This window comes from Streptomyces sp. NPDC055287, from assembly GCF_053646035.1.
Genome location: NZ_JBSHNE010000040.1, coordinates 37,880 through 47,373 on the forward strand (window position 1 = coordinate 37,880; position 9,494 = coordinate 47,373).

Here is a 9,494-nt window from a genome sequence, read left to right on the forward strand (position 1 = left end):
GCGAGGAACGTCCTATGAGCGTTTGGCCCCCGTGCCCGTCACACCGCCGTTCACGCCGCCCTGGCGCCCGTTCACACAGTGGGCGCGTCCGGCCCGATCCTGCTCCGCACAGCGGTCTGGACCTCGGCCTCCTCGGCCGGGTCCGCGGCCAGCCGCCGCAGTCTCTCCGCCACGCGCGCGTCGCCGGTCTCGGCGTGCAGCGCGGCCACTTCCCTGGTGGTTTCCTCGCAGTCCCACAGGCACTCGACAGCGAAGCCGGTGGCGAACGAGGGGTCGGTGGCGGCCAGGGCGCGCGCCGCGCGGCCGCGCAGGTGCGAGGAGGCCGTCTCCCGGTAGACGTGGCGCAGTACGGGCGCCGCGGCGCAGATGCCGAGCCGCCCGGCACCGTCAACGAGGGTCCACAGGAGCGGCGCGTCGGGCCCGTCCGCCCGTACGGTCTCCCGCAGCGCGCCGAGCACGAGCGGGGCGTCCTGCGCCGCTCCCCGGCAGGCGAGCACGCCGGCCGCGGAGGCCCCGAGGGCGTCGGGCCGGTGCACCCAGCCGCGGGCCCGGTCCACCGCGTCTTCGCCGCACATCCGCTCGAAGGAGGCGACCGCGGCGTCAGCGACGGTACGGGAGGGACTCTGCGCCGCCGCCTCGATGAGATCGAGCACGACGGGGTCGCGTGCTTCGGCGAGGTAGTGCAGCGCGGTGCAGCGCGCGCCGTCCTGACCGTCGCGTGCGGCCTCGACGATCGCGGGCCGGTCCACGGGTCCCGCGACGGCGCTCAGGCACCTGGCGGCCGGCACATGGAGCGGCGTACCGCGGTCCAGGCCCTGCTGGGCCCAGTCGAACACGGCCTGGACGCTCCAGCCGGGGCGTGGCCCCGTCGGCCGCATCTGCCGCTGCCAGCGTTGGAACGAGCCCTGTTCGCCGGCCGCCCGCACCCGGGCACCGATGCCTTCACGCGGGTCCTCGGACCAGAGCCGCCACGGCCGCGGCTCGAAGGCGTCCCGTACGGCGGCGGCCAGCTCGGCCTCGCCCTCCGGGGTGCCGGGGAACCGGGCCAGGACGGACGTGGCGAGGCCGCGCAGACCGGCGTCGTCGTCGCGCAGGGCGAGCTCGTCGAGGGCCCACGCCCAGTTGGCGCCGGTCCTGGCGTACCGCCGCAGCAGCACGAGAGCGTCGTCCCTGCCGTACGAGGCGAGATGGCCCAGCACGGCGAGGGCGAGGCCGGTCCGGACCTCGTCGTCGTCGACGAGGTCCTCCGGGTCGAAGAGGTGCTGCTCGATCGCTTCGAGCCCGCCGTTGAGATCCAGGTAGAGGCGCGCGTAGTACAGGGAGCGGTTCTCGACCTGCCAGTCGTTGCGGGGGTCGTCGAGGACGCAGTGGTTCAGAGCCGCGAGCGCTTCGGGGCGGGGCGCGGCGAGCGCGTGCAGCGTGCCGTCGCCGCGGCCCCTCTGCAGGAGGCCGAGCAAGGTGCCGCTCGGCGCTATGACTGGATCGAACATGGGAAAAGCCTCACATCAAGCTGTCGACGCAACCGGGATACGTGCCTGTCTAGGCCGCGCGACAACATGTCCGGCCGGCGTCCGCCGTCATCTCTTGCTCGCTGTAGACCATCTTCCTCTGCCTCTCGTCGCCGGGCCCGGAGCGGGCCCGCTCACATTCCCCGTGGTCCGGCAACTTCTGCCCGTACCGCGTGCATGTGAATCCGACGTCATGATGACCCAGTCATTTCACCTGCGCGACCACATTTACGGCGCCCCGTTCACTGGGCCCCGAACAGCTCCAGCAGGTCCTTCTTGTCGAACATGCGCGCGGTGTCCACCGCGGACGGCGTTCCGGCGGCCGGGTCGGCGCCTCCCGCGACCAGCGCGCGGACCACCGCTTCCGCACCCTTGAAGACAGCGCCGGCGAGCGGCGTCTGGCCCCGGTCGTTGGCCCGGTCCGGGTCGGCGCCACGGCCCAACAGGGCCTCGACGGCGGCGGCGTGACCGTGGTAGGCGGCGAGCATCACGAGGGTGTCGCCCCGGTCGTTGGTGAGGTTCGCGGGCACGCCGGCGTCGACGTACGCGGCGAGCGCCTCGGCCTCTCCCTGACGCGCCAGGTCGAAGACCTTGCCGGCCAGTTCGACCACCTCGGGATCCGGGGTTTCACTCATCGGAGGGACCGCCTTCCACTGCCGTTCACTGCCGTGACCTGTACGTACGGCACCAGCGCCGTACGAGTGAATCGACAGAGTACTGCCCGTTCCGCGACATGACGCGGCCCGGCGGCGGCAAAGATCAGGGCAGCCGGACGCTCATCGGCCACTCCAGTGAAAAAGCTGAAAAGTAACCCATTTGCACCTTTTGCCGTATAGATACATGCTGTGAGCCTGGAAGAACTCATGGTGACTGTCCCCTCAACCAGGAGAACCTCATGATCCTGTCCATCTCAGGCGTCGTGCTTCTCGGCATCATCGTCTTCCTCTTCTTCCGGAAAGACGGCCTCAAGGCGTCGCACGCCCTCGTCTGCGCACTGTTCGGCTTCTACCTCGCGGGCACAGCGATCGCACCGAGCATCAAGGCCGGAGGCGCGAGCCTCGCCGGCCTTCTGGGCGGGATCAAGTTCTGACCTGCCGTAACCGCTTCAACACCACCAGGAGACCGAAGTGGCCCGGCTTCCACTCCCCCGCATTCTGAGCAGCGGCAGTGCCTCGATCACCCGAAGCCGCGAGATCGCGCGCACGGCAGCCGACAGCGCCACCGACGTTCTCCATCCGCTGATCACCCTCACGCGCGGTCTGCGGCAGCTGGCCGCCGCAGGCCGGAGCAAGTGGGCCGGCACACCCAAGGACCGGCGTGGTTCCGCGCTGTTCCTGGCGGCGGCCGTCGTCCTGGTGGTCGCGCTCATCCCGTACGGGCCGCTGCTCGCCCTGATCACGGTGATGGCCGCGGCCGCCTGGAAAGGACGGGACCGCACCCCTGCCCAGACCGGCCCGGGCGAGGCCGAGACGAACCGGCTCCGCGCCCTGTACGAGGCTCTGGTGCCGTACTTCTCGGTGGCCGAGGACCCCAGCCCGCTGTTCGCCCACGGCGGCGAGTGGGACAAGGCGTTTCCCGAATTCGACTTCGACGACGGCCGGCTCGTCCGCCTCCTGGTCCGCTATCCGGCGTACTTCACGGACGGCGAGGCCGCGTCCCGGGCCCGCGTCGAGCAGCTGCTGCACGCCAAGTCGGGCCGCGGCCGCGAGTACCGCTTCGAGTGGGACGAAGAGGGCAACCAGCTCGTCATGACCGTACTGCCCCCGCTGCCCACCTCGATCGCCGCGCAGCGCTTCGTCACCGCCCCCGGCGAGACCGTGCTGGGCTTCACCGACGCCGACGCGGTCCAGCGGACCGTACCCGTGACCGAGGGCGACAGGACCTACGACGCTCCTCCCGTGATCTGGCGGACGGGGACCCGTTCCACGGAGCCGCATCTGCTCGCCGTGGGGCAGCCGGGAAGCGGTACGAGCAGCCTGCTGCGCTCGATCGCCCTGCAGGCCCTCCAGCACGGCGATGTGGTGATCGTGGAAGGCAGCGGAACGGGCGAGTACGCGTGCCTCTCCGGACGCGGCGGCGTACTGGCCGTCGAATGCAGCCTCCCGGGAGCGCTCGCGAGCCTGGAATGGGCGGCGCACGAGACCGAGCGGCGGCTGATCGCCGCGAACCGCGCCCGGCAGGCCGGACACCCAGCCCCGGAGGACACCAGGCGACCGCTGTGGATCCTGCTGGACCGCCCGAGCGTGTTCGGCCACCTGGCGGCCGCCGAAGGGCGCACCGATCCCCAGCAGTTGCTCCAGGTGCCCCTGCGGCACGGCAGGGCGGCGAACGTGACCGTGGTGGTGGCGGAGCAGTTCGACGCCGTGGACGCCCTCAGCGAGACCGTACGGTCCCACACACGCGCGCGCGTGGTGCTCGGTCCGGCCGTTGCCGGGCAGGTCAAATTCGTCCTCGGAGAGCCGCCGCACACGACACCCACGCGCGACACCCCGCCCGGCCGCGGTTACGCACGGCTCGGCACGGGTCCGGTGATGCGGCTCCAGGTTCCGGCGACACCCGACCCGTACGACGACGCGACGAGCGAGGCACACCGGCAGGCCGTCGTCGAGCTGCTTCCCGAGCGCGTTCTCCCCGCGGAGACGGAGCCCCCGGCACAGGCCCAGGCACAGGCCCGGATCCAGCCCCCGGCGTCGCAGGAACCGGAGCCGGTGCCTGCCGAGGGCTGATCGCCGGCCGGCCCCGAGATCCCGTCAGGCGACGAACGTGCGCGGGGTTTCGGAACCGGAGCTCGCTCCGCTCTCCACCAGCCGCGCGGCCGCGGCCAGCCGCACCGCCGCCTCGTCCGCCACCGGGCCGCCGACCGTGAACGGCAGCCGGACATAGCCCTCGAAGGCGCCGTCGACCCCGAAGCGCGGCCCGGAAGGGACCCGTACACCGACACGCTCACCCATCTCGGCGAGCCGCGAACCCGACAGCCCTCCGGTGCGGACCCACAGCGTCAGCCCCCCGCTCGGGACGTCGAACTCCCAGTCGGGCAGCTCCCTGCGCAGCGCCGCCACGAGTGCGTCGCGGTTGTCCCGCGCCTGCGTGCGGCGGATCTCGACGGCCTCCTCCCAGCCGCCCGTGCTCATCAGCCAGGTGACGGCGAGCTGTTCGAGAACGGGCGTACCGAGGTCGGCGTACGCGCGGGCCGCCACCAGACTGCGGATCACGTCGGGCGCCGCCCGTACCCAGCCGATGCGCATGCCCGCCCAGAAGGCCTTGCTCGCGGAGCCCACGGTCAGGACCGTGCTGCCCGACGGATCGAAGGCGCAGACCGGCCGCGGCATGTCGACGTCCGCGTCCAGGAACAGCTCGGTCATCGTCTCGTCCACGACGAGAACCGTCCCGGCCGAGCGCGCCGCGTCGACGAGCTGACGCCGCTGGTCCTCGTCGGCCAGGGCGCCGGTCGGGTTGTGGAAGTCGGCGACGACGTACGCGAGCCTCGGTGCGGCGTCGCGCAGGACCTGCCGCCAGCGCGGCAGGTCCCAGCCCGTGAGCCCCTCGGCCATCGCGACGGGCACCAGCCGGGCGCCCGCCTCGCGCATGAGCTGAAGGATGTTGGCGTACGACGGCGACTCGACGGCGATCCGTTCACCGCGCCCCGCGAAGAGATGGCAGATGGCGTCCATCGCGCCCATGGCGCCGGTGGTGACCATGATCTGCTCGGGCATGGTGGGGATGCCGCGCCGGGTGTACCGGTCGGCGAGCATCTGACGCAGCGCGGGCAGGCCCGCCGGGTAGTCGCCGTGCGTGTGCGCGTACGGCGGCAGCTCCTCAAGCGCGCCTTGTACGGCGCGGGTGAGCCACGGCTCGGGCGCGGGCAGCGAGGCGCAGCCGAGGTCGATCACGGAGCCGAGGGACTCGGGCGGCAGGGGCTCCAGGCCGCGCGCGGGCAGCGGGTTGCCGGCGGGGACGGCGGTCCAGCTGCCGGCTCCCCTGCGCGACTCCAGGAAGCCCTCCGCCCGAAGGGCCTCGTACGCGGCTGCCACGGTGGTACGGCTGACGGCCAGAGCCACCGCCAGCTCACGCTCGGCGGGCAGCCGCGCCGCGACCGGCACACGCCCTTCGAGGACCAGCAGCCTTATGCCGTCGGCGAGGGCGCGGTAGGCCGGCGGCTTGCGCGTACCGGGACCCTGCGGGCGGGTCTGCTGGGCGTTGAGTTGCCTGGCGAGCTGGGCCGCGCCGACCGCTGAAGTCCACTGCGCCATAATTTGCAGTCCACCTAACTCGAATTGGCCATGGATGGCATCTCCTGCCAAGCCACAGAGTGTCATGTGGCGGTCCACTCCCGCCACTACCTCTATCCAGGGAGCACCACTTGTCCAGGGAACTCGCCCGTCGGCTGTCGCAGCTGTACGTCGGTCTCGCGCTGTACGGAGTGAGTTCGGCGATCCTGGTCCGAGCGGGCCTCGGCCTCGAACCCTGGGGAGTGCTCCATCAGGGCCTCGCAGAGAAGACGGGGCTGACGATCGGCGTGGTCTCGATCGTCGTCGGCGCCGCCGTCCTGCTGCTGTGGATCCCGATGCGGCAGCGCCCGGGGCTCGGCACCGTCTCCAACGTCGTGGTGATCGGCGTCGCGATGGACGGCACGCTCGCCCTCGTACCGGACGTGCACGGACTGGCGGCCCAGATCCCCGTGATGGTCCTCGGCATCGTGCTCAACGGTGTGGCGACCGGCCTGTACATCGCCGCCCGCTTCGGTCCCGGTCCGCGCGACGGGCTGATGACCGGGCTGCACCGCGTCACCGGACGCTCCGTCCGGCTCGTACGCACCGCCATCGAGGTGCTCGTCGTCGCCACCGGTTTCGCCCTGGGCGGCTCGCTGGGCGCCGGCACCGTCGTCTACGCCCTCGCCATCGGACCGCTCGCCCAGTTCTTCCTGCGGGTCTTCGCCGTCCCCGCGCCGGACGCCCGCAGCACGGTCGTCGCCGCCGGTACACCGGAAGGCGCGATAATTCCCCGGTGAACCGCGTACGCCATCCCTATCTGGACCACCCCGCGCCGCTCGCCTTCGCCCATCGCGGCGGGGCGGCCGACGGTCTTGAGAACACCGCGGCGGCGTTCCGGCGCGCCGAGGCGGCCGGATACCGCTACTTCGAGACCGATGTGCACGCCACGGCGGACGGCCGTCTCGTCGCCTTCCACGACGCGACGCTCGACCGGGTGACGGACGGGCGGGGCAGGATTTCGGCGCTTCCCTGGAACGCCGTCAGCCGTGCACGTGTGGCAGGGAAAGAGCCGCTGCCTCTCTTCGAGGAACTGCTGGATGAGTTTCCCGACGCGCGCTGGAACGTCGACATCAAGGCCGAGGCCGCTCTCGCGCCGCTGGTCGACCTGATCCGCAGGACCGGCGCGTGGGACCGGGTGTGCGTCGGGTCGTTCAACGAGAACCGCGTGTCCAGGGCGCAGCGCCTGGCGGGCCCCCGTCTCGCCACCTCCTTCGGCACGACCGGCGTCCTGGGGCTGTGGCTGCGCGCGCGCTCGCTGCCCGCCACGGTCAGGCGCAGCGCCGTGTGCGCCCAGGTTCCCGAGACGCAGAGCGGCATTATGGTCGTCGATCACCGCTTCGTACGCACGGCGCACGCCCTCGGCCTGCAGGTCCACGTGTGGACGGTCAACGATCCGGGCCGGATGGCCGCGCTCCTCGACCTCGGCGTGGATGGCATCATGACGGATCACATCGAGACGTTGCGCACGGTGCTGACCGAGCGGGGCGCCTGGGCCTGAGGCCCACGCGGTCCGCCCCGTGGCCGCGACGGCACACGGGGACGAGCGAGGGGGCACCCGGTGAGCGCTGGCACCGTGGACCGTGCGGACGGCATGCAGGAGGCGGACGGCCCCGACGGACATGCAGCCCGCAAACGCGAGCAACGTGGCTGGTACTTCTACGACTTCGCGTGCTCCGTCTACTCGACGAGCGTGCTCACCGTCTTCCTCGGCCCGTACCTGACGGCGGTCGCGAAGGCCGCCGCGGACGCGGACGGCTTCGTGCACCCCCTGGGCGTCCCGGTGCGGGCGGGCTCGGTGTTCGCGTACGCCGTCTCCGTGTCCGTCGTGGTGGCCGTCCTCGTCATGCCCCTCGTGGGCGCGGTCGCGGACCGTACGGGCCGCAAGAAGCCACTGCTCGCGGCCGCCGCGTACGTCGGGGCCGGCGCGACGGCCGCCATGTTCTTCCTGGACGGGGACCGCTACCTGCTGGGCGCGTTCCTGCTGATCGTCGCCAACGCCGCCCAGTCCGTCGCGATGGTGCTCTACAACGCGTATCTCCCCCAGATCGCGGAGCCGCACGAGCGCGACAGGGTCTCCTCGCGCGGCTGGGCCTTCGGCTACACGTCCGGCGCCTTCGTCCTCGTCCTCAACCTCGTCCTGTACTCCGGCCACGAGAGCTTCGGAATCTCGGAGTCCGCGGCCGTTCGGATCTGTCTGGCCTCGGCGGGCCTCTGGTGGGGCGCCTTCACGCTCATACCACTGCGCCGGCTCCGCGACAGGAAAGCGGCGACGAGCGGCGAAGGCGCCGACCACGGCCCGGGCAGAGTCGGCGCGGGGTGGCGTCAACTGGTCGCCACGGTGAAGGACATGCGCCGCTATCCGCTGACGCTGTCCTTCCTGCTGGCCTATCTGGTCTACAACGACGGCGTCCAGACGGTGATCTCCCAGGCGTCGATCTACGGATCCGAGGAGCTGGACCTCGACCAGACGACGCTCATCACGGCCATCCTGCTGGTCCAGGTGCTCGCGGTGGCCGGGGCGCTCGGCATGGGCCGGCTGGCCCAGCGGTTCGGCGCCAAACGCACCATCCTCGGCTCGCTCGCCGCCTGGACGGTGACGATCGGCGCGGGCTACTTCCTGCCGGCCGGGGAACCTGTCTGGTTCTACGCCCTGGCCGCGGGGATCGGCCTGGTTCTCGGCGGCAGCCAGGCGCTGTCCCGCTCCCTCTTCTCCCATCTGGTGCCGCGCGGCAAGGAGGCGGAGTACTTCTCGGTCTACGAGATGAGCGACCGGGGCATGAGCTGGCTGGGCCCTCTGGTTTTCGGGCTCGCGTACCAGCTGACCGGCAGTTACCGGGACGCGATCATCTCGCTCGTGGCCTTCTTCGCGCTGGGATTCGTGCTGCTCGTACGGGTGCCCGTACGGCAGGCTGTGGAGGCGGCCGGAAACCCCGTGCCGGAGCGAATTTAGACACGTGAAGTGAAAGGCCGGTAGTGTACGCCTTTGGCCTGCCAGGCGGACCGTTACTGCGCGCTCGGATATCGACAACGCTGGGTGACATCTGCTGCCAGAAGTGACAAACCGGGCACTGGTGGGTACCCAACTTTTTGGGAAAAGCAGCGGCACGACGGGCGACGCATGACCCGCAACGGGAATCTTTACCGCCGACCGGACGTTGACCGGATGACGACGACAGCGACACCTGTCCTGTGGGCGACAAGCCCGGGAGGCACGATTCATGAGTGAGCGAGCTCTCCGCGGCACGCGACTCGTGGTTACAAGCTACGAGACCGACCGCGGCATCGATCTGGCCCCGCGCCAGGCGGTGGAGTACGCATGCCCGAACGGACATCGATTTGAGATGCCGTTCTCGGTAGAGGCCGAAATTCCGCCGGAGTGGGAGTGCAAGGCGTGCGGCGCCACGGCACTCCTGGTAAACGGCGACGGGCCTGAGGAGAAGAAGGGCAAGCCCGCGCGTACGCACTGGGACATGCTCATGGAAAGGCGCACCCGCGAGGAGCTCGAAGAGGTCCTGGCCGAAAGGCTTGCGGTACTGCGATCCGGCGCCATGAACATTGCCGTGCATCCGCGGGACAGCCGCAAGTCCGCGTAACGCCCCGGCGTTGCGCCTGACGGCAGTCAGCACTACGGCAAGAGCCGCGGGGGTGTGACACAGCGAGTCTGTGTCACACCCCCCCCGGGGGTGTGCTGCCCCGGGGGGGGCACACCCCCCCG

At 71.2% G+C, this 9,494-nt stretch carries 9 protein-coding genes; 6 read left to right on the forward strand and 3 right to left on the reverse strand.

Annotation, left to right across the window (positions count from 1 at the left end; genetic code table 11):
- Positions 1–71 precede the first annotated feature (71 nt).
- A complete protein-coding gene (locus ACWIHY_RS34020) occupies positions 72–1,490 on the reverse strand; it encodes a HEAT repeat domain-containing protein (protein ID WP_454380247.1) in 1,419 nt (472 codons plus the stop codon).
- Between the two features lie 260 nt (positions 1,491–1,750).
- Positions 1,751–2,143, reverse strand: coding sequence for an ankyrin repeat domain-containing protein (locus ACWIHY_RS34025; protein WP_454380249.1), 393 nt, complete (start codon positions 2,141–2,143; stop codon positions 1,751–1,753).
- A gap of 260 nt (positions 2,144–2,403) precedes the next feature.
- Between ACWIHY_RS34025 and ACWIHY_RS34030 the strand changes: the two genes are divergently transcribed.
- Together ACWIHY_RS34030 and ACWIHY_RS34035 are read left to right on the forward strand one after the other, a co-directional pair.
- A complete protein-coding gene (locus ACWIHY_RS34030) occupies positions 2,404–2,598 on the forward strand; it encodes a hypothetical protein (RefSeq protein ID WP_028814016.1) in 195 nt (64 codons plus the stop codon).
- A gap of 37 nt (positions 2,599–2,635) precedes the next feature.
- The gene (locus tag ACWIHY_RS34035) at positions 2,636–4,234 is read left to right on the forward strand and encodes a hypothetical protein (protein ID WP_454380251.1); all 1,599 of its coding nucleotides are present in this window, start codon (positions 2,636–2,638) and stop codon (positions 4,232–4,234) included.
- Positions 4,235–4,258: 24 nt separating this feature from the next.
- On the opposite strand, the gene ACWIHY_RS34040 is transcribed toward ACWIHY_RS34035, so the two are convergent.
- Positions 4,259–5,758, reverse strand: coding sequence for an SCO1417 family MocR-like transcription factor (locus ACWIHY_RS34040; RefSeq protein WP_454380253.1), 1,500 nt, complete (start codon positions 5,756–5,758; stop codon positions 4,259–4,261).
- 110 nt (positions 5,759–5,868) lie between these two features.
- Between ACWIHY_RS34040 and yczE the strand changes: the two genes are divergently transcribed.
- The 4 genes from yczE (at position 5,869) to ACWIHY_RS34060 (ending at position 9,372) form a co-directional block, all read left to right on the forward strand.
- The gene (gene yczE / locus ACWIHY_RS34045) at positions 5,869–6,516 is read left to right on the forward strand and encodes a membrane protein YczE (protein ID WP_454380255.1); all 648 of its coding nucleotides are present in this window, start codon (positions 5,869–5,871) and stop codon (positions 6,514–6,516) included.
- Positions 6,513–7,277, forward strand: a complete 765-nt coding sequence (locus ACWIHY_RS34050; protein ID WP_454380256.1) for a glycerophosphodiester phosphodiesterase — start codon at positions 6,513–6,515, stop codon at positions 7,275–7,277. Before yczE ends, ACWIHY_RS34050 begins: the two co-directional genes overlap by 4 nt.
- 93 nt (positions 7,278–7,370) lie before the next feature.
- Complete coding sequence (locus ACWIHY_RS34055; RefSeq protein WP_454380262.1) at positions 7,371–8,729, forward strand: MFS transporter; 1,359 nt, start codon at positions 7,371–7,373, stop codon at positions 8,727–8,729.
- 268 nt (positions 8,730–8,997) lie between these two features.
- Positions 8,998–9,372, forward strand: a complete 375-nt coding sequence (locus ACWIHY_RS34060) for an RNA polymerase-binding protein RbpA (RefSeq protein ID WP_454380258.1) — start codon at positions 8,998–9,000, stop codon at positions 9,370–9,372.
- The last annotated feature ends 122 nt before the right edge of the window (positions 9,373–9,494 follow it).

Coding starts and splice junctions, on each gene's coding strand:
- ACWIHY_RS34020 (WP_454380247.1), bottom strand. CDS start 1,490: ATGTTCGATCCAGTCATAGCGCCGAGCGGCACCTTGCTCGGCCTCCTG.
- ACWIHY_RS34025 (WP_454380249.1), bottom strand. CDS start 2,143: ATGAGTGAAACCCCGGATCCCGAGGTGGTCGAACTGGCCGGCAAGGTC.
- ACWIHY_RS34030 (WP_028814016.1), top strand. CDS start 2,404: ATGATCCTGTCCATCTCAGGCGTCGTGCTTCTCGGCATCATCGTCTTC.
- ACWIHY_RS34040 (WP_454380253.1), bottom strand. CDS start 5,758: ATGGCGCAGTGGACTTCAGCGGTCGGCGCGGCCCAGCTCGCCAGGCAA.
- ACWIHY_RS34055 (WP_454380262.1), top strand. CDS start 7,371: ATGCAGGAGGCGGACGGCCCCGACGGACATGCAGCCCGCAAACGCGAG.
- ACWIHY_RS34060 (WP_454380258.1), top strand. CDS start 8,998: ATGAGTGAGCGAGCTCTCCGCGGCACGCGACTCGTGGTTACAAGCTAC.